This window comes from Pseudomonas sp. AC229 (genome assembly GCF_979254655.1).
In genome coordinates, this window is sequence record NZ_CEEDHK010000014.1 from 96,525 (window position 1) to 115,217 (window position 18,693).

Genomic DNA, 18,693 nt, shown 5'->3' on the forward strand with positions numbered 1-18,693 from the left:
AAGTGATCGTTATCGGAATTCAATGTTGAATCGAAGGAATCGTCACCAATGACCAAGCCGCATAAATCGCCCACTGGGGCGCCGCAAGTCGTGCGGCAATCGCGCATTTCTGAAGGCCATCCGTTCCCCCTGGGCGCAACCTGGGATGGCCTCGGCGTCAACTTTGCGCTGTTCTCCGCCCATGCCACGAAAGTGGAGTTGTGCCTGTTCGACAGCACCGGTGAAACCGAGCTTGAACGCATCGTGCTGCCCGAATACACCGACGAAATCTGGCACGGCTACCTGCCCGACGCGCACCCTGGGCAAATCTACGGCTACCGTGTGTACGGTCCGTATGAGCCCTCGGCCGGGCACCGTTTCAACCCCAATAAACTGCTGATCGACCCCTACGCTAAACAGCTGGTCGGCAAGCTGAAATGGTCCGAAGCGCTGTTCGGCTACACCATCGGCCACAAAGATGCCGACCTCAGTTTCGATAAGCGCGACAGCGCGAAATTCGTGCCGAAAAGCAAGGTGATCGACCCGGCCTTCACCTGGGGCGAGCGCCCGCATGTGCGCGTGCCGTGGGACAGCACCATCATTTACGAAGCCCACGTGCGCGGCACCAGCATGCGCCACCCCGCCGTGGCCGAAAACCTGCGTGGCACTTACGCCGGGCTGATGAACCCGGACCTGCTGCAGCACATCAAAAAGCTCGGCGTTTCCACCATCGAGCTGCTGCCGGTGCACGGTTTTGTCGACGACAAACACCTGCTCGAAAAAGGCATGAACAACTATTGGGGCTACAACACCATCGCCTTCTTTGCGCCCCATGCCGGCTACTCGGCGAGCGGGCATATCAACGAATTCAAAGAGATGGTTGCCCACCTGCACGACGCGGGTTTGGAAGTGCTGCTCGACGTAGTTTACAACCACACCGCCGAGGGCAACGAGATGGGCCCGACCCTGAGCATGCGCGGCATCGACAACGCCAGTTACTACCGCCTGCTGCCCAGCGATAAACGCCATTACATCAACGATTCCGGCACCGGCAACACGCTGGACCTGAGCCACCCGTGCGTGCTGCAAATGGTCACGGACTCGCTGCGCTATTGGGCCACGGAAATGCGCGTGGACGGTTTCCGCTTCGACCTGGCAACTATTCTCGGCCGCTACGCGGACGGTTTTGACGAGCGCCACAGCTTCCTCGTCGCCTGCCGCCAGGACCCGGTGCTGAGCAAAACCAAACTCATCGCCGAGCCGTGGGACTGCGGCCCCGGCGGGTATCAGGTCGGCGGCTTCCCGCCGGGCTGGGCCGAATGGAACGACCGCTTCCGTGACAATGTGCGCGCGTTCTGGCGCGGCGATGAAGGCCAGGTCGCCGAACTGGCAAGCCGCCTGACAGCGTCCGGCGACCTGTTCAACCAACGCGGCCGCCGCCCGTTTGCCTCGGTGAATTTCATCACCGCGCACGACGGCTTTACCCTGCGCGACGTGGTGTCTTACGACCACAAACACAACGACGCCAACGGTGAAGACAACCGCGACGGCAGCGACAACAACATCTCCTGGAACCACGGTGCCGAAGGCCCGACCGACGACCCGGAAATCCGTACCCTGCGCCTGCGCCAGATGCGCAACATGCTAGCGACGCTGCTGCTGTCCCAAGGCACACCAATGCTGGTGGCCGGCGATGAGTTCAGTCGCACCCAGGGCGGCAACAACAACGTGTATTGCCAAGACAACGAGATCGGCTGGGTGGATTGGGAGCTGGACGACGAAGGCCGCAGCCTGATGGAGTTCACGCGTCGGGTCATCAGCCTGCGCAAAGCCTTCCCGATCCTGCGTCGTGGCCGCTTCCTGGTTGGCCAGTACAACGAGGAACTCGGGGTCAAGGACGTCACCTGGCTGTCGCCCTGCGGCAACGAGATGACCGAGGAGCAGTGGCAAGACCCTCATGCCCGCTGCCTGGGCATGCTCATGGACGGCCGCGCGCAACCCACCGGCATTCGCCGCAAAGGCGCAGACGCTACCTTGCTGCTGGTGCTCAACTCGCACCATGACGTGGTCAACTTCACCCTGCCGGAAGTCGCCCAGGGCATGAACTGGAAGTGCTTGTTGGACAGCAACCGTCCCGACGACCACAGCCACGAAGTGTTCGAGTTTGGCGACGAGTTCACCGTCACCAGCCGTTCACTGTTGTTGTTCGAGCTGCAGCGCGACGCCAACGCTTAACGCTGGCCCCCAACGGAGACCGCCGCATGGAACGTCACTACAGCGACGCCGACCTGCAGGCGTTTCTCGCCGCCCTCACCTGCCCGGTTCGACAACCGGGCCAGGTGCTCAAACAGTTGGTCAACGAAGGCCTCGACCGCCTTCCCTATCCCGCCAGCGGCGCCACGTTGCACCGCTGGCGCGGTTTGGCCAGCGTAGCGGCGACTGATCTGAGCCTGTGCAAACTCTACGAAGGACACACCGACGCCTTGGCCATTCTGGCCGAGGTCGATTGCGTGGACGAAGCCGCGCGCTACGCCATGCCCGCCGACAGCACCTGGGGCATGTGGGCCGCAGAACCGCCGCAGGCCAAAGTGCATATCAACTCGCGCACCTCCGCCCAGGATGTTCGCCTGGACGGGCTCAAAGCCTGGTGCTCCGGCGCTACGCAAATCAGTCACGCGCTGCTCACCTGCTGGGACGAAGAAGGCCAACAGCAGCTAGTCGCCGTTTCCCTGCAACAGCCAGGCGTCACGGTGCTGGACGAGGGTTGGCACGCCGTCGGCATGGCGGCCACCGCCAGTGTGTCGGTGAATTTCGAACAGGCGCGCGGGCATTGTATCGGGCCTCCAGGCGCCTATTTGCAGCGTCCCGGTTTCTGGCAAGGCGGCGCCGGTATTGCCGCGTGCTGGTTTGGCGCGGCCCAGGCCGTGGGCGAAGCGTTGCGCCGCCATTGCCACGCCCATGCCGAACCCCATGCATTGGCGCACTTGGGCGCGCTGGACACCGCGCTTAGCGCCGCTGCCGACGGCTTGCGAGCCGGCGCGCAGTGGGTCGACGACAACCCCTACGCCAACGCCGAACACCTGGCGCGGCGCTTGCGCAGCCTGTGCGAGTGGGCGGCCAACCAGGCGCTGGAGCATGTGGGCCGAGCGCTTGGCGCAGCGCCATATTGTCTGGATGAAAAATTTGCCCAACTGCTGGCAGACCTGCCTGTCTATCTGAGACAGAGCCATGCAGAACGCGACCTCGCCGCTCAGGGTGAGCGGGTTGCAGATGAACCAGAAGGAAGCTGGATGATATGAAGCCCAACCTGATCAATAGCCAGCTTATCGGTACGCCCTTACACGCCTGGAACCAGTCCCGGCGCCTTGCGGATGTCGCGCCTGTCAGCATCGACGAACTGATGCCCACGGGGTCGCGTGCGGTCATCGTCGCGCCACACCCGGACGATGAAGTGCTGGGCTGCGGCGGTCTGCTGCAACAGTTGGCAGCGCGCCATATTCCGGTGTTGCTGGTTTCCGTTACCGCTGGCACCGCGAGCAACCTGGGCTCGCATTACTGGACGCCGCAACGCCTGAGCATCGCCCGCCCACTGGAAAGCGCACAGGCGCTGCGCCGCCTCGGCCTGGACCAAAGCCAATACAAATGGCTGCATGCCGGGTTGCCCGATACCCAAGTGCAGCTGTTCCAGCACGACCTGACGCAGTTTCTGCTCGGCTACCTGCTGCCCACCGACGTGCTGTTCACCACCTGGCGCGAAGACGGCCACAGCGACCACGAAGCCACCGCTGCCGCGTGTTTGCAGGCTGCTGAACGCCTCGACGTGCCGGTGATGGAAATTCCGATCTGGGCCTGGCACTGGGCCCATCCCGAGGATGCGCGCATTCCCTGGGAACGCGCCCGCAAGCTGCATCTGGACACCTGGACGCAGGCGCGAAAACGCCACGCCATTCAAGCTTTTGCCAGTCAGATTCACGCCGACCCGCAGGCTGACTTGCCACCCGTATTGCCTGCCTGCGCCGTGGAGCGCTTGCAGCAGCCGTTCGAGTTGATCTTTGTTTGAGGGGCGCGTTATGAGCGTGGCGGATAGCTACTTTGAAGGCCTTTTCCGCGCCGATGCCGACCCGTGGGCCATGCGCACACGCTGGTATGAACGGCGCAAACGCAATCTCACCCTCTCGGCCCTGCCCCATCACCGCTACCGCAGCGTGTTGGAGCTGGGCTGCGCCAACGGCGAGCTGAGCGCGCGGCTGGCTAACCGCAGCGGCCAACTGCTGTGCTGCGACACCTCGACCACCGCTTTGGAGATCGCCCGGGCCCGGCTCGGGCAGCGCCATAACGTGCAGTTCTGGCAGGGCCGACTGCCCAAGGAATGGCCGCCCGGCAAATTCGACCTGATCGTGTTCAGCGAGCTAGGTTACTACCTCGACAGCACCGACCTCACCCAACTGATTTTCACCATGCGCTACGCCCTGGCACCGGGCGGCACGCTGGTCGCCTGCCATTGGCGGCACCCCATCGACGGTTGCCCGCACACCGGCGATGAAGTGCACAACGAATTGCACAAACTGCTGCGCATGCCGCGCCTGGTCTGGCACCAGGAAACGGATTTTTTGATGGAGGTGTGGTGCGAAAACCCCGCCTCCGTCGCTGAGCAAGAAGGCCTGATCAGGAGAGAAACATGATTGGAGTAATCATCCCGGTACACAACGAAGAGGCCCTGCTGGGTAACTGCCTGGAAGCCGTGCAACGCGCCGCCGCGCACCCGGAGCTGAACGGCGAGACCGTGCACGTTCTGGTGGTGCTCGACAGCTGCACCGACGCCTCGGCACACATCGCGCTGCAATACGACGTGGCGACCCTGGCGGTCGACGCGCGCAACGTCGGCGAGGCGCGCCTGCAAGGTATCCGCCTGATGCTCGACCAAGGCGCCCGCTGGCTGGCGTGTACCGACGCCGACAGCGAAGTGGCCGAAGATTGGTTAGTTGCGCAACTGCGTCAGGGCACGGATGTGGTGTGCGGCACCGTGCAGATCGCCGACTGGGGCGATATCCCCGACGAGGCCCAAGCGCTGTACCGGGCTCGCTATCACAACGGCGACGGGCATCGGCACATCCACGGCGCAAACCTGGGCTTCAGTGCGCTGGCGTACACCCGCGCCGGTGGCTTCGAACCGTTGGTAGTCAATGAAGATGTGGCGTTGATCGGCCGCTTCCAAGCGACCGGCGCGAGCATTGCCTGGTCGGCCCTGCCGCAAGTGACCACCAGCGCACGGTTGGATGTACGCATGGCCGGCGGTTTTGCCGATTATTTGCGCGGTTTGGCGTATGAGCAGCAAGCCGCTTAGCTAAAAAACGGACCGCCGCCCGCTCGCCCTGACAATGGGCGGTTTCCCGACTGTGGAAGCGGCCGGGCGGCGATCCGCTTGAGTCGCCATTGCTGCAACCATGCTTCAACCCCTAAGCCCCCACCCGCTTAGCCACCATCTCGCCAAACTCCGCCACCGGTCCCTGCAAATTGCCGAGGAACCGCGGGTGCACCAGCCACAAATCGATCACGGGTTTGAAATCGCTCACCGGCACAATTTCCAGGCGCTGGCGGTGGCTGCTGTTTTCCAGCAGCGGCATCGGCACCAGACCGTAGCCGAGGCCGTTGGCGATCAAGCCCAGTTGCAGCTCGGTGCCAAAGGTTTCCAGGTTCACTTTCAGTGACAGCCCCTCCGCACTCAGCGCCCGTTGCAGGCCGGCGCGAAAGCCGCAGCCGTCGGGGTTGAGCACCCAGCCACGTTGGTAGCAGTCGGCGAGTTTGTAGCTGCGTTTGCGCACGTCGCCTTTGGCCGCGACTACCACCAGGTTCATGCGCGCCAGCGAGCGGCCGACCATCGCTTCCGGGAACACTTTGCCGGCGGGAAACAGCGCGGCCACGGCGTCCAGTTCACCGTTCTCGATTTTGCCGAGAAGATGACTGCCCCAGCCCGTCGAGACTTGCGCCTGCAGGTCGGGATACAGCGTTTTCAGTTGGCTGAGGGCATCGAGCAGCACTACGTCGCCGATGGTTTGCGGCACGCCCAGGCGCAGGGTGCCGGTGGGTGCGGCGTCGCTTAATACCAACTCGCGCAAGGCGCCCATTTCGCGCTGCACGTTCAAGCACTGCTCATACACGCGCATGCCCAGCGAGGTCGGCTTCAGCGGTTTGGTGTTGCGGTCGAGCAGGTTGGCGCCCAGGTCGTCTTCGAAGTTCTGCACGCGCCGGGTAATCGCCGGCTGAGTCAGTTGCAGGGTTTCGGCGGCCTGGCTGATGGACTGACTTCGGATGACGGCCACGAAGGCATCAATATCGTCTATCTTCATTCTTTTTTCACATAATAAAGTAGTGGAAAAATACCAGTTAAGAATAATACCTTTCGCCTGCAGAGGGATAGCTTGATCCCTAACGGATTAATCCAGGCGGAGGGAACCATGGCACAAAACAGCAACGTTGCTCGCTTGCGGGGGTTTATCGGCGGCTTTGCCGACCTGCTCGACGCGCGCCCACAGGAAGAGGTGTTGATCGAACGCGGAGCGCAGCTGCTGGGTGACTTGGTCAGTATCGACGATTGGCTGCCGGCCGCCTTCGCTCAGCCCAGTGCCGAGCGTTATCAGCAATACCTGTTGCACCTCGATTCGGCGCAGCGCTTTAGCGTGGTCAGCTTTGTCTGGGGGCCAGGGCAGGAAACGCCAGTGCATGACCACCGCGTCTGGGGCCTGATTGGCATGTTGCGCGGCGCTGAAGATGCCCAGGGGTTCAGCCGCGCCAGCAACGGTGCCTTGCAGCCCAGCGGCCCGGCGCAGCGATTGACGCCCGGCCAGGTGGACGCTGTGTCGCCGCGCATCGGCGATATCCACCAGGTGCGCAACGCGTTCAGCGACCGTACCTCCATCAGCATTCACGTCTACGGCGGCAACATCGGCGCAGTGAAGCGCGCGGTGTACCTCGCTGACGGCAGCGAAAAGCCGTTTATCTCCGGTTATGCCAACGACCACTTGCCCAACATCTGGGACCTGTCCAAAGAGAACCCTGCGCCATGAGTGACTTTGCCCAACGTCAGTACGCCGACATTCGCACCGCCCTGCTCGCCCGCCAGGAATTGGCGCTGCTGGACGTGCGTGAAGAAGCGCCCTTCGCCGAAGCCCATCCGCTGTTCGCGGCCAATGTGCCGTTGTCCAAGTTGGAGGTGGAAATATTTGCGCGGGTGCCACACCGCCATACGCCGGTTACCGTTTACGACGACGGCGAAGGCCTGGCCGAGCGGGCGGCTGAACGTTTAATCGCGCTGGGGTACCGCGACGTGGCGTTGCTGCAAGGTGGCCTGAGCGGTTGGCGCGAGGCCGGTGGCGAGCTGTTTCGCGACGTTAACGTGCCGAGCAAAGCCTTCGGCGAACTGGTGGAAAGCCGTCAACACACGCCCTCGTTAGCGGCCGAAGAGGTGCAGGCGCTGTTAAGCGAAAAGGCCAATGTGGTGGTGCTCGATGCGCGGCGGTTCGACGAATACCAGACCATGAACATTCCCGGCTCCATCAGCGTGCCGGGGGCCGAACTGGTGCTGCGGGTGCGCGAGTTGGCGCCAGATCCCAGCACCCAAGTCATCGTCAATTGCGCCGGCCGCACGCGCAGCATCATTGGCACCCAGTCGCTGGTAAACGCCGGCATTCCCAACAAGGTGGCAGCGCTGCGCAACGGCACCATCGGCTGGACGCTCGCCGGCCAGACGCTGGAACACGGCCAGGCGCGGCGCTTCAACCTCGACACGCCAACGCACTTGCCGGCGGCGCGCGACAGCGCCCGTCAGGTCGCCGAACAAGCCGGCGTGCGCGAAGCCACGCTGGAGCAATTAAGCGCCTGGCAAGCCGACGAGCGCCGCACCACTTACCTTTTCGATGTGCGCACGGCCGAGGAATACGAAGCTGGGCATTTGCCCGGCACGCGGTGGGTTGAAGGCGGCCAACTGGTGCAGGAAACCGACCACGTCGCCAGCGTGCGTGGCGCCCGCCTGGTGCTGGTCGACAATGACGGCGTGCGCGCGCCCATGAGTGCGTCGTGGCTGGCGCAAATGGGTTGGGAAACGTGGGTACTGGCGCCACAGCCTGTGCAGTCATTCAGCGCCACCGGCCCGTGGCAAGCGCCTCTGCCCGCCTTGCCAACGGTGGCTAGCATCACAGCGCAAACCCTCAGCCAATGGCAGCAAACGGCCGGCACCGTAGTGCTCGATTTCACTAGCAGCGCCAACTACGTCAAACGCCACATCCCCGGCGCTTACTGGCTGTTGCGCGCGAACCTGCAAGAAGCCCTTGAGCGGTTGCCGGTAGCGCAACGCTATGTGCTGACGTGCGGCAGCAGCTTGTTGGCGCGCTTTGCAGCGGCTGATTTGCAAGCCCTAACGAGCGTGCCGGTGAGCGTATTGGAAGGCGGCACCGCCGCGTGGATTGCAGCCGGCTTGCCGCTGGAGACAGGCGAAACCCACTTGGTTTCGCCACGTATTGACCGCTATCGCCGCCCTTATGAAGGCACCGACAACGCAGTGGCGGCGATGCAAGGGTATCTGGATTGGGAATACGGCTTGGTGGCGCAGCTGGAACGCGACGCCACCCATGGTTTTTTCGTGATCTGATGGCCTGTACCAGCCAGGGCACCAATGCGCCCTGGCACACCAATCAGGCAAATTTGAACTGCCGAACCAACTGGCTGAGGTCCACCGCCAGGTACGAAAGCTCGCCGCTGGCAATGGTGGTTTGCTGCGCGCCTTCATTGGATTGCGACGCCAGGTCGCGGATGCTGATCAGGCTGCGGTCCACCTCATAGGCCACATGGGTTTGCTGCTCGGCAGCGGTGGCGATCATCAGGCTGCGCTCGTTGATCTGCTCAATCGCCTGGTTGATCTGCACCAGCGCCGCGCCGGCCGCAGTCGACAACGCTTGCGTGCGCCCGGCCTGTTCGCTGGTCAGCGCCATGGCTTCAAGCGCGGCGCCGCTGCGGGTGTGGATGCCGGTGACCATGGTTTCGATGTCCTGGGTAGCAGACTGAGTGCGCCGTGCCAACGCCCGCACTTCATCGGCCACCACGGCAAAGCCGCGACCCGCCTCGCCGGCGCGCGCCGCTTCAATGGCGGCATTCAATGCCAGCAAGTTGGTTTGCTCAGCGACCGAGCGGATCACCGCCAGCACCTTGTTGATATCCGTGGCAACGCCGGCCAGTTCTTCGACGCTGCTTGAGGTGTCTTGCACGCTTTCCACCATCTGCGCGATGGCGGCGAGGGTTTCGTCCACACGTTCGCAGCCATGGTTGGCCGCCACGCTGGTTTGTGTAGCCACTTCCAGCGCACCGGCGGCGTTGCGGGCAACTTCTTCGATGGCCGCGCTCATTTGCGTAACCGCCGTAGCCGCCAGTTCCACTTCCGACGCCTGGCGTTCCAGCCCTTGTGACGCGCCTTCGGTGATGCAGTGCATCTGTTCCGAGGTGGCGGCCAGTTGCGCGGAGGAATCGCTGATTTTGCCCAGTGCCTGGCACAGGTTGTTTTGCATGGTGGCCAACGCTTTAAGCAGGCGTGCCATTTCGTCATTGCCATCGACAATCACGGCGCCGCTCAAATCGTTGTCAGCAATCCGCTCAGCGATGGCCAGCGCTTGGCGCACTGGCTTGAGCACGCTGCCGGTGTACAGCCAGGCCATGCCGATGCACACCAGAACGGCGAACACGTTGTAGCCGATTACCCATGCGAAGGTGTCGTCGTAGGCGCGCTTGGCCTGGGCACTGTAGGCGGCGGCCAGTTCGTTTTTGGCTGCGGCGAAGTCCTTGATCTGCGTTTGAAACGCGGCGCTGCTGCCACGCAATGTGGCTTCGTTGAAAGCGGCAGCGCCAGCCACGTCGCCCGCATCGATCAGGCGCAAATACTGTTCCTGATTGCGGTCGAACAGCACGACCGCTGCGCGCAAGGTGGCCAGCGCAGTCTGCTCATCAGCACTTAACGGCAGCGCGGCGATACGGTCGAGGTTGGCGTCGATCTTGGCGCGCCAGCGCTGAATCTCGGCGGCGGCCGCCTTGCGTGAATCCTGGGTTTCCACGGCGTTGCGCAAGATGCTGTCGGCGGCATTGATTTTGGAAAAATTGCTGTCCAGATCACCCAGCTCCTTAACGGCCGGCACGATCTGCATCTGGAAGTAGGTGCTGACATTGTTCAGCGTGCTGGCTTGGCGCAGCGCGGCGAAACCGAGCCCGGCAATCACCACACAAAACAGGCCGAAGCACAGGGTTGAGCGAAAGCCGAGGTTAATCCGTCGAAGCATCATGAAAGTCGTCCGGTGAGGTGGGAAACCACATCGCACCGAAAGCAAGAAGCAGCTTCAGATAGGTGCGAAGCACAGGACTGAATTAGGCTCGAGAAAGGGTCTGCGGATTAATGCGAAACGGATTACACCCGTGTAGGGCGATACGACAAAGCCCCCCCCTGAACCAGGCTGCCCCTTTCACCTTACCGGCGCATACCGCGCCATCAGCTCCACCACCCACTCAATAAACACCCGCAGCTTCAAACTCACATGCCGGTTCGGTGGATACGCCAGGTACAGCGGCATCGGCTCCATCTGCCAGTCCTCAAACAGCGGCACCAACTGCCCCGCCGCCACCGGCGCTGTGGCCATATAAGCGGGCAGCCACAACATGCCCAAGCCGGCAATACCGGCGGCCAGGTACGCATTGCCATCGTCCACCGCCAGCGCGTAACGGCCACGCAAATGCACGGCGTCGTCTGCCTTGCGCAAGGTGTACGGCAAGGTTTTGCCAGTTCGCGCCCACAGGTAGCCGACCACGCGGTGCGCCGACTCTTCCAGGTCGCGCGGGTGAGCCGGGGTGCCGAAGCGCCGCAGATAGTCCGGCGCGGCGTACACGCCCAACTGCAAATCGCCGACCTTGCGCGCCATCAGCGATTGGTCAAGCAACTCGCCGCCGCGCACCACGCAATCCACCTTCTCGCCAATCAGGTCGATCATGCGGTCGCTCACGCCCATATCAATCTGAATATCCGGATAGCGCGCGTAAAACTCAGGCAACGCCGGTATCAGCAAGGTGGTCGCCAGCGGACTGGGCACATCAACCCGCAACCGGCCGCGCGGCGCCGTGGCGGCACTCGACAGACTGGTTTCGGCATCGTCCAGCTCGCCCAGCAAGCGCACCACGCGCTCGTAATACACGGCGCCATCGGCGGTGAGGTTGAGCTTGCGCGTGGTGCGGTTCAGCAGCTTGACCCGCAGCCGGGCTTCCAACTGCTGAATAAGCTGAGTCACCGTGGTTTTGCTCATGTGCAAGGTGTCGGCGGCCTTGGTGAAACTGCCCGCCTCCACCACACGGGAGAAGGCCAGCATTGCGTCGAAACGGTCCATGGGCGGGTTCCTTGGCAGCTTGATTGTTTGGAAAGCACAAACAGTGCTGGCCAAGGTTGCGCGTTTATTGGCTGCAGGCCAAGACCTAGAGTGGCCTCACATCCACTGATACGAGGCTTTGCCATGAACAACCGCGACGTCGTTTTCCCCGAAGGCCGCCAGGCGCTGTACGACATCAACCGCTACTCACCGGCCGTTCGCTCCAACGGTTTTCTGTTCGTTTCCGGCCAGGTCGGCAGCCGCGAAGACGGCTCACCGGAACCGGACCTGCTCACCCAGGTGCACACCGCCTTTCGTAACCTCAACGCGGTGCTCGCCGCAGCCGACTGCACCTTTGATGATGTAGTGGACGTAACGGTGTTCATCGTCGACCCACAGGAAAAATTCGAAGCCATTTGGACCGTGGTGCCCGAGTTCTGGGGCGAAGCGCCGTTCCCCAACATCACCTGCGTGGGCGTTACCTGGCTGTACGGTTTCGACTTTGAAATCAAAGTCATCGCCAAACTGCCGAACGGCGCCTGAGCATCATCAAGTCGTCATAAAGCCGGTTCACCCTACTTCCACGCAGCTTATTGCGTGTGTGCTCGATAATTTGCCGACCCTGGGTTGGCATTTTTTTTGACCGGCTGAAACCCAGCCGCAGGAGGCGAACATGGACATCGCAGTACAAAAGCAGACGACCGCTAACCGTGAAACCTGGATGGTCACCACCGGCAACATGGCCATTTCCTTTTCCGACCAGGATTCGGCCATGCACTTCGCCGACAAACTCAAAGAACGCGTAGAAGCGCCGCATCCGCTTTTGGGCGAGGTGCTGTTGTCCACTTATGCCGGGCTTGGCGAGGCCGCGCAGTAAGGCAAGCACAGCGGCGATTTATTCTTGCAACCAAAGCTCAAGCGCCTGGGTCAATGAGGCAACAGCTGGCGGATAACGGCGCAAAACCGTCGTCGGCCAGCCATCAAATCGCAACATCGCCGCCCTACAGTGCAGCCTCGAATTCAGGAGTAAGGCTTGTGAATCGCAGCATCCGTAACCTGTGCAAAACCCTCGACCACGTTGCCGCCAACAACCAAACCGCCGCCATCGCCATGATGCGGGCCGCCGAGGCGAGCAACGATCAATTGCTTAAACAGCAGTTGCTCAACGTCATTCACCGTCTGAACGTCGACGCCGAATTGCTCCAGGCTGCCCGCCACGAAATTGCCAGCGAAGGCCTGAAACGCGCCTGACTGCGGCGCCGCAGCGCCTGCAACGGGCGCTGCGGGCTGATATTGAACTTGCAGTTTGCAACCAGGCACCCGCCTAACCATGCAGTCTGCAAATACTACGGTGATATCAGCGAACGCTAACTAATTGATTTTTATAGAATTACCACCCAGATAAAGATTGGCACGGCGCCTGCTCTCTTGTTTGCATCTCAAACAAAAATCGGAGAGCACAAACAATGCAACTGGCGATCAACTACCTCTTCCAATCCTTCCCAGACCAACAAGTGGCCGTGACCCCTCGCCCGGACGGTACGCTGCTGCTGAATTTGCAGTGCGGCGAGCAACAGATCACCAAGGTGATTGCCAGCGAAGCGGTATTCAACGAAGCCAAAATCAAAGACGTGGTGCGCGACATCCAGCGCGACATGAAGCTGGCCTCTGGCGAGCTGTGCTGGAAAGGTGCCGGCGCTCACTGGGTGTGGCAACGCCTGCCCACCTATGAAGGCCCGATCCACGTCACCAAGGCCAAGCGCCTGTCCCAGCGTCCATTGGCTCACATGCGTCCGCATCTCAATGCGGCCATGTCGGCTTAAGCAGCACGATTTCCCTCAGCGATAGACTTGCCCGGCTCCGTAAGGCGCCGGGATTTTTTTTGCCCAGCATCAGGAGACCTTTCCCATGCGCGCACTGACCTATCATGGAAGCCATAACGTCAAGGTCGACAACGTACCCGACCCGGTTATTCAAGAGCCGGACGACATCATTCTGCGGGTGACCGCCACGGCCATCTGCGGCTCAGACTTGCACCTGTATCGCGGCAAGATTCCGGCCGTTAAACACGGCGATATTTTTGGCCATGAGTTCATGGGCATCGTCGAAGAAGTTGGCAGCGCGGTGACCGCCGTGGCCAAAGGCGACCGCGTGATCGTGCCGTTTGTTATTGCCTGCGGCAGCTGCTTCTTCTGCGAAATGAACCTGCACGCGGCCTGCGAAACCACCAACCCGGACCGTGGCGCCATCCTCAATAAAAAGCAGATTCCCTCGGGCGCGGCGTTGTTCGGCTACAGCCATTTGTATGGCGGCATGCCGGGCGGTCAGGCCGAACTGGTGCGCGTGCCGAAGGCCAACGCCGGGCCGTTCAAAGTGCCGGATGAACTCGACGACGAGCGCGTGCTGTTCCTCACCGACATTCTGCCCACCGGCTACCAGGCCGCCGTAAACGCGGGCATAAAACCGGGCAGCAGCGTCGCCATTTACGGCGCCGGGCCGGTCGGTTTGATGTCGGCGGCTTGCGCGCGACTGCTCGGCGCCGAGCAGATTTTCATTGTCGACCAGCACCCCTATCGCCTCGACTACGCCATGCGCACCTACGGCGCGATACCCATCAACTTCCGCGACGTCGACGACCCGGCGGCCGCCATCATCGAGCAAACGGCCGGCCACCGTGGCGTGGACGCAGTGATCGACGCCGTGGGCTTCGAAGCCAAGGGCAGCACCACCGAAACCGTGCTCTCCACCCTGAAAATAGAAGGCAGCAGCGGCAAGGCGTTACGTCAATGCATCGCCGCTGTTCGCCGTGGCGGCACGGTGAGTGTGCCGGGCGTATATGCCGGCTTTATTCACGGTTTCCTGTTTGGCGATGCCTTCGACAAAGGGCTCACCTTCAAAATGGGCCAGACCCATGTGCATGGCACCCTGCCGACGCTGCTCGAACACATTCAACGCGGCGAGCTGCACCCGGAAATCATCATCAGCCACCGCATGAACCTGTCCGATGCGGCCGAGGGCTACAAGATCTTCGACAAAGCCGACGACGAATGCCGCAAGGTGATTTTGCGGCCCTGATCCACCGGGTAAAAACGAGACCTTATGGCCAAGAAATCCGCCGCCGCCGACACGCTGCGCATCGCCACCTTCAACGTCAACGGCATCAACACACGCCTGTCGGCATTGCTGGCCTGGCTGCAGCGCGAGGCGCCCGACATCGTTTGCTTGCAAGAGCTGAAAGCCGCGCAGCAAAAGTTTCCCGCCAGCGCGATACGCGAAGCCGGTTACGGCGTGATCTGGAAAGGCCAGCCCGCCTGGAACGGCGTGGCGATTCTGGCCAAGGGCATGGAGCCGTTGGAAATCCGCAACGAGCTGCCCGGCGACCCGGACGACACCCAGAGCCGTTACCTGGAAGCGGCGGCTCATGGCGTGGTGGTCGGCTGCTTGTACTTGCCCAACGGCAACCCGCAACCGGGGCCCAAGTTCGACTACAAGCTGGCGTGGTTCGAGCGTTTGATCACCCATGCCGAAGGCTTGGTCGACAACGGTCACCCCGTGGTGCTGGCCGGCGACTTCAATGTGGTGCCCACCGACTTCGATATCTACAACCCCAAATCCTGGCGCAAGGACGCGTTGCTGCAGCCGGAAAGTCGCGAGTGTTACCAACGCCTGCTCGCTCAGGGTTGGACCGACTCGCTGCGCGAGCGCCACCCCGATGAGCCGATCTACACCTTCTGGGATTACTTCCGGCAACACTGGCAACGCAACAGCGGTTTGCGTATCGACCACCTGCTGTTGAGCAAGCCGCTGGCCAAGCGTTTGGTCGACGCCAACGTCGACCGCTGGGTGCGCGATCAAGAACACGCCAGCGACCACGCCCCCACCTGGATCACGCTCAAGCGCTGACGACCCGCGACGAAACGCAACGAACTCCAGCCAACCGGGGCAGGTCATCTGCTTAGCAAGCAATCCACTACCACCCGCAGCGGAGAACCCCATGGCAGGCACGTTGGTATCGCTGGGCAGCATTAACGCGGACTTCCAATTGCGCGTGAACGACGCCCTGAGCGACGTCGAAACGCAACTGGCCACCGGCTTTGCGCGGCGTCCGGGCGGCAAGGCCGCCAACACGGCGTACATCGGCGCCCTGTTCGGTCATCGCAGCGTGTTACTGGGCCGGGTGGGCAGCGATGATCTGGCCGAACAAGCGTTGGCGCCGCTGCGTGCGGCAGGGGTCGAGCTGAGCGGCGTCAGCCGTTCCCATACAGAACCGACCGCCGTATCGATGATTGTGGTGCCGCCCGATGGCAAGAAGCAGATCGTGCTGGCCGCCAATGCCAATGATGAATGGGACCCGGCCGCCCTCGACGTGGCACTCGAGCCGCTCAATGGGCTGACGGCGCCTGCGTGTCTGGTGGTCGATTGCGAAGTGCCCACTTGGGTGGTCGAGCACGTGGTGCAGCAGGCGCACCGCCTGCACATTCCGGTAATCCTCGACCCGTCATTCCCCGACCGTGTGCCGCCTGCCCTGCTCCACGGCCTGACCGCCATCACGCCCAATTGCGAAGAAGTGGCGGCGCTGTTGAACGTGCCCGCGGACACCCTGAACGACCTCGACGCCCTCGCCCACGCCGCCCGTGAACTGTGTGCACGAGGCGTGAAACTGGCGTGCATCAAGCTCGCCGATGGCGGCGCGGTCATGGCCCACGAGCAGCGCGTGTTTTATGTGCCGGCCGGCGAGGTCAGGGTCGTTGACAGCACGGGCGCGGGCGACGCCTTTACCGCCGTGCTGGCCATCACTTTGCTTGAAGGTCTGGCGCCGTTGGAAACCGTGGCGTGGGCCGTGGCCGCCGCGCAACAGGCCGTCACCGGTTATGGCTCGCAGGAAGCCTACGCCGACCGTGAACACCTCGAAGCCCTGGCCGGGCAGCGGTTTTTTCAGGCGCGGGAACTGCTCAATGATTGACCACTGTGGCGGCGCGATGCTCGCCTTCGCCGGGTTCGACCCCCACGATGAACGTCGCCGCGAAGCGCTGTTCACCCTTGGCAACGGCGTGCTGACCTGGCGCGCCAGTGCGCCGGAAGCGGCCTTCGGCGGCGCGCCGGGCATGCGTTACGCCGCCCTGTACCGTGCCGGTTGGTACGACGCGGCGCCCCGTTCGGTCAATGGCGTAACGCAAACCCTGGAAGCGCTGGTCAACCTGCCCGATCCCTTTGGGCTGAGCGTTTCACTGGACGGCGAACAGTGGTTCAACGGCGAGGCGCAGGCGTATCACCAGCACCTGGACCTCAACGCCGCGCAGCTCAATCGCACGTTAAGTTTTCGTCTGGGCGAGCGACACATTCAGCTGCATGAAGAACGCCTGGTGAGCATGGCCGAGCCGACGCTGGCCTTGCTGCGCTGGACGCTCAGCAGCGACCAAGCGCTGCCGGCGTTGCACGTTCGTTCGCTGCTAGACAGCGGCGTCAGCAACAGCCTGGTCAGCGGCAGTCATCCGTACGAAGGCTCGCGCTTGCGACCGGGCACCTTTAGCCACCGCGCCGATGGCCATGCGCAGGTGCGCGCCCGGTTAATTTCCGCTATCGGCGAGGTGCTGGTGGCCTGCCAACTGCGCAGCGACGAGCCGCTGAATTGGCGCAGCGAACTCCAAGCGCAGCGGCTTATCCAGCACACCGTGATCGAGCAACCCGGCACCCGCGTCACCCTGGAAAAACGCGTTCGGGTGCTGGTGGATGACGAGATTCCGGCTCGCACGGCGGAACTGCCCACCGCACCGTTCGCCAGCTTGCGCTCAGCGCATCAGCGCGCCTGGGAAACACTCTGGCGCGCCGCCGATGTGCAGCTCGACGACACCGTACTCGATACGCCGCTGCGCCTGGGCGCCTGGCATGTGCTGCAAGCCGCCTCGCCACTGAGTGCCGAGCGCGACCAGAGCTTTCCGTCCCGGGGTTGGCACGAGGGCTATTTCGGGCAGATTTTCTGGGACGAATTGTTCGCCTATTCGTTTCTTTCGAGCCGCCTGCCCGCCATCACGCTGAGCATGTTGCGCTACCGCTATCGGCGCCTCGATGCCGCCCGCGAAAACGCGCGCCAAGCCGGCCTAGAAGGCGCCCTGTTCCCCTGGCGCAGCGCCCGCAGCGGCCGCGAACAAACGCCACCGTTCAACTACAACCCGCTGTCGGGACGCTGGATGGCCGACCACACTTACCTGCAACGGCACATCGGTGCTGCCGTGGTGTACGGCGTTTGGCAGCACTATCAAATCAGCGGCGAGAAAGAGTTTTTGGCCGACTGGGGCGGCGAAATGGTGCTGGAGATCGCCCGCTGCTGGGCCAGCCTGGTCAGCTACGACGAAACCCTGGAGCGCTTTGTCATCAATGGTGTGATGGGTCCCGATGAATACCACACGGGCTACCCGCACACCGGCCAGCCGGGTTTGAACAACAACGCTTACACCAACCTCATGGCTGCCTGGGTGCTGCACCGGGCCGTGGATTTATTGCACTGTCTGCCAGCCGACCTGGAAGCAACATTGCGCAGCCGCCTTCAGCTCAAAGACAGCGAAGTGGCGCATTGGCGGCATATCGGTTCACGGATGTATCTGCCCTTTCTACCCGACGGCGTGCTCAACCAGTTCGACGGCTACGAGCACCTGCAACCGGTGCCGAGGGAATGGATGACCACCGAGCACCCGCGTCTGGACTGGATGCTCGAAGCCCGCAACGACTGCTGCGAGTGCTACCAAGTCAGCAAGCAGGCGGACGTGCTCGCCTTGTTCCATCTATTCCCGCCAGCCGAGCTGAGCGAGCTGTGTGAGCGCCTTGGCTATCACTTCGACGTGCCCGCCATGCGCCGCACCGCCGACTACCACCTGGCGCGACTGAGCCACGAATCGAGCCTGTCGAAACTGGTGTGCGCCGGCGCGCTGGCTCACTTGAACCCGCAAGCCTCGTGGGACAGTTGGTGCGATTGCCTGCGCACCGACCTCGACGCGCCAGCCGACAGCGGCACCCTTGAAGGCGTGCACTTGGGCGCCATGGCCGGTTCGCTGGATGTGTTGCAGCGTCATTACCTGGGCCTGCACCCGACCGCCGAATGCCTGCGCATATTCCCCGCCGTGCCGCCCGCGCTCGACGGCGTGCACATGGGCTTCACCTTTCAAGGCCGCTACCTGCGCGTGCAACTGCGCGACAAGGTGCTGAGCCTGCACCTGGCGGAAAACGCCGAGCCATTGGACGTCTGTCACCCCGGCGGTAGCGAAACGCTGACCCCCGGCGCGGTGCTGCGTCTGGACTGCCACGCGCCAGCGGCGCACTGAAAAGAGGATTG

General features: G+C 62.7%; 18 protein-coding genes. 15 read left to right on the forward strand and 3 right to left on the reverse strand.

Going from position 1 to position 18,693, the window contains the following annotated elements:
- Nucleotides 1-48: 48 nt before the first annotated feature.
- Genes glgX through AC0IW7_RS19265 form a run of 5 tightly spaced genes read left to right on the forward strand, consistent with a single transcriptional unit; the run spans nt 49 to nt 5,323 of the window.
- Nucleotides 49-2,214 (forward strand): glycogen debranching protein GlgX, encoded by a 2,166-nt coding sequence (gene glgX, locus AC0IW7_RS19245; RefSeq protein WP_471820150.1) that lies wholly within the window; start codon nt 49-51, stop codon nt 2,212-2,214.
- 26 nt (nt 2,215-2,240) lie between these two features.
- On the forward strand, nt 2,241-3,278 hold the full coding sequence (locus AC0IW7_RS19250; protein WP_471820152.1) for an acyl-CoA dehydrogenase: 1,038 nt from the start codon (nt 2,241-2,243) through the stop codon (nt 3,276-3,278).
- Nucleotides 3,275-4,039: a PIG-L deacetylase family protein gene (locus AC0IW7_RS19255; RefSeq protein ID WP_471820154.1), complete on the forward strand. Its 765-nt coding sequence runs from the start codon at nt 3,275-3,277 to the stop codon at nt 4,037-4,039. The genes AC0IW7_RS19250 and AC0IW7_RS19255 overlap by 4 nt, the downstream gene beginning before the upstream one ends.
- A 10-nt stretch (nt 4,040-4,049) precedes the next feature.
- Nucleotides 4,050-4,661 (forward strand): class I SAM-dependent DNA methyltransferase, encoded by a 612-nt coding sequence (locus tag AC0IW7_RS19260; RefSeq protein WP_471820156.1) that lies wholly within the window; start codon nt 4,050-4,052, stop codon nt 4,659-4,661.
- On the forward strand, nt 4,658-5,323 hold the full coding sequence (locus AC0IW7_RS19265) for a glycosyltransferase family 2 protein (protein ID WP_471820158.1): 666 nt from the start codon (nt 4,658-4,660) through the stop codon (nt 5,321-5,323). The genes AC0IW7_RS19260 and AC0IW7_RS19265 overlap by 4 nt, the downstream gene beginning before the upstream one ends.
- A gap of 112 nt (nt 5,324-5,435) precedes the next feature.
- On the opposite strand, the gene AC0IW7_RS19270 is transcribed toward AC0IW7_RS19265, so the two are convergent.
- Nucleotides 5,436-6,326 (reverse strand): LysR family transcriptional regulator, encoded by an 891-nt coding sequence (locus AC0IW7_RS19270; RefSeq protein ID WP_122495813.1) that lies wholly within the window; start codon nt 6,324-6,326, stop codon nt 5,436-5,438.
- A 108-nt stretch (nt 6,327-6,434) separates the two neighbouring features.
- Here AC0IW7_RS19270 and AC0IW7_RS19275 point away from each other — a divergent pair, with 108 nt between their 5' ends.
- Both AC0IW7_RS19275 and AC0IW7_RS19280 read left to right on the forward strand, forming a co-directional pair.
- Nucleotides 6,435-7,043, forward strand: a complete 609-nt coding sequence (locus AC0IW7_RS19275) for a cysteine dioxygenase family protein (protein ID WP_471820161.1) — start codon at nt 6,435-6,437, stop codon at nt 7,041-7,043.
- Entirely contained in the window at nt 7,040-8,623 is a 1,584-nt protein-coding gene (locus tag AC0IW7_RS19280) for a rhodanese-related sulfurtransferase (protein WP_471820163.1), read from the forward strand. The genes AC0IW7_RS19275 and AC0IW7_RS19280 overlap by 4 nt, the downstream gene beginning before the upstream one ends.
- 43 nt (nt 8,624-8,666) lie before the next feature.
- On the opposite strand, the gene AC0IW7_RS19285 is transcribed toward AC0IW7_RS19280, so the two are convergent.
- Entirely contained in the window at nt 8,667-10,298 is a 1,632-nt protein-coding gene (locus AC0IW7_RS19285) for a methyl-accepting chemotaxis protein (RefSeq protein WP_471820165.1), read from the reverse strand.
- Nucleotides 10,299-10,475: 177 nt separating this feature from the next.
- On the reverse strand, nt 10,476-11,387 hold the full coding sequence (locus tag AC0IW7_RS19290; protein WP_471820167.1) for a LysR family transcriptional regulator: 912 nt from the start codon (nt 11,385-11,387) through the stop codon (nt 10,476-10,478).
- Nucleotides 11,388-11,510: 123 nt separating this feature from the next.
- Here AC0IW7_RS19290 and AC0IW7_RS19295 point away from each other — a divergent pair, with 123 nt between their 5' ends.
- From AC0IW7_RS19295 to AC0IW7_RS19330, 8 genes are all read left to right on the forward strand, one after another.
- Nucleotides 11,511-11,909 (forward strand): RidA family protein, encoded by a 399-nt coding sequence (locus AC0IW7_RS19295; RefSeq protein WP_471820169.1) that lies wholly within the window; start codon nt 11,511-11,513, stop codon nt 11,907-11,909.
- Between the two features lie 130 nt (nt 11,910-12,039).
- Complete coding sequence (locus tag AC0IW7_RS19300) at nt 12,040-12,243, forward strand: hypothetical protein (protein ID WP_122495801.1); 204 nt, start codon at nt 12,040-12,042, stop codon at nt 12,241-12,243.
- Nucleotides 12,244-12,401: 158 nt separating this feature from the next.
- Nucleotides 12,402-12,617 (forward strand): hypothetical protein, encoded by a 216-nt coding sequence (locus tag AC0IW7_RS19305; RefSeq protein WP_471820171.1) that lies wholly within the window; start codon nt 12,402-12,404, stop codon nt 12,615-12,617.
- A 215-nt stretch (nt 12,618-12,832) separates the two neighbouring features.
- Nucleotides 12,833-13,189: a DUF3509 domain-containing protein gene (locus AC0IW7_RS19310; RefSeq protein WP_122450971.1), complete on the forward strand. Its 357-nt coding sequence runs from the start codon at nt 12,833-12,835 to the stop codon at nt 13,187-13,189.
- Nucleotides 13,190-13,274: 85 nt separating this feature from the next.
- Nucleotides 13,275-14,441, forward strand: coding sequence for a zinc-dependent alcohol dehydrogenase (locus tag AC0IW7_RS19315; protein WP_471820173.1), 1,167 nt, complete (start codon nt 13,275-13,277; stop codon nt 14,439-14,441).
- 24 nt (nt 14,442-14,465) lie between these two features.
- Complete coding sequence (locus AC0IW7_RS19320) at nt 14,466-15,269, forward strand: exodeoxyribonuclease III (RefSeq protein WP_471820175.1); 804 nt, start codon at nt 14,466-14,468, stop codon at nt 15,267-15,269.
- Nucleotides 15,270-15,360: 91 nt separating this feature from the next.
- A complete protein-coding gene (locus tag AC0IW7_RS19325) occupies nt 15,361-16,329 on the forward strand; it encodes a PfkB family carbohydrate kinase (RefSeq protein WP_471820177.1) in 969 nt (322 codons plus the stop codon).
- Nucleotides 16,322-18,682, forward strand: coding sequence for a glycosyl hydrolase family 65 domain-containing protein (locus AC0IW7_RS19330; RefSeq protein WP_471820179.1), 2,361 nt, complete (start codon nt 16,322-16,324; stop codon nt 18,680-18,682). The genes AC0IW7_RS19325 and AC0IW7_RS19330 overlap by 8 nt, the downstream gene beginning before the upstream one ends.
- The last annotated feature ends 11 nt before the right edge of the window (nt 18,683-18,693 follow it).

Bases quoted from the DNA above. Each gene is read 5' to 3' on its own strand.
- glgX (WP_471820150.1), top strand. From the start codon at position 49: ATGACCAAGCCGCATAAATCGCCCACTGGGGCGCCGCAAGTCGTGCGG.
- AC0IW7_RS19250 (WP_471820152.1), top strand. From the start codon at position 2,241: ATGGAACGTCACTACAGCGACGCCGACCTGCAGGCGTTTCTCGCCGCC.
- AC0IW7_RS19255 (WP_471820154.1), top strand. From the start codon at position 3,275: ATGAAGCCCAACCTGATCAATAGCCAGCTTATCGGTACGCCCTTACAC.
- AC0IW7_RS19260 (WP_471820156.1), top strand. From the start codon at position 4,050: ATGAGCGTGGCGGATAGCTACTTTGAAGGCCTTTTCCGCGCCGATGCC.
- AC0IW7_RS19265 (WP_471820158.1), top strand. From the start codon at position 4,658: ATGATTGGAGTAATCATCCCGGTACACAACGAAGAGGCCCTGCTGGGT.
- AC0IW7_RS19270 (WP_122495813.1), bottom strand. From the start codon at position 6,326: ATGAAGATAGACGATATTGATGCCTTCGTGGCCGTCATCCGAAGTCAG.
- AC0IW7_RS19275 (WP_471820161.1), top strand. From the start codon at position 6,435: ATGGCACAAAACAGCAACGTTGCTCGCTTGCGGGGGTTTATCGGCGGC.
- AC0IW7_RS19280 (WP_471820163.1), top strand. From the start codon at position 7,040: ATGAGTGACTTTGCCCAACGTCAGTACGCCGACATTCGCACCGCCCTG.
- AC0IW7_RS19285 (WP_471820165.1), bottom strand. From the start codon at position 10,298: ATGATGCTTCGACGGATTAACCTCGGCTTTCGCTCAACCCTGTGCTTC.
- AC0IW7_RS19290 (WP_471820167.1), bottom strand. From the start codon at position 11,387: ATGGACCGTTTCGACGCAATGCTGGCCTTCTCCCGTGTGGTGGAGGCG.
- AC0IW7_RS19295 (WP_471820169.1), top strand. From the start codon at position 11,511: ATGAACAACCGCGACGTCGTTTTCCCCGAAGGCCGCCAGGCGCTGTAC.
- AC0IW7_RS19300 (WP_122495801.1), top strand. From the start codon at position 12,040: ATGGACATCGCAGTACAAAAGCAGACGACCGCTAACCGTGAAACCTGG.
- AC0IW7_RS19310 (WP_122450971.1), top strand. From the start codon at position 12,833: ATGCAACTGGCGATCAACTACCTCTTCCAATCCTTCCCAGACCAACAA.
- AC0IW7_RS19315 (WP_471820173.1), top strand. From the start codon at position 13,275: ATGCGCGCACTGACCTATCATGGAAGCCATAACGTCAAGGTCGACAAC.
- AC0IW7_RS19320 (WP_471820175.1), top strand. From the start codon at position 14,466: ATGGCCAAGAAATCCGCCGCCGCCGACACGCTGCGCATCGCCACCTTC.
- AC0IW7_RS19325 (WP_471820177.1), top strand. From the start codon at position 15,361: ATGGCAGGCACGTTGGTATCGCTGGGCAGCATTAACGCGGACTTCCAA.
- AC0IW7_RS19330 (WP_471820179.1), top strand. From the start codon at position 16,322: ATGATTGACCACTGTGGCGGCGCGATGCTCGCCTTCGCCGGGTTCGAC.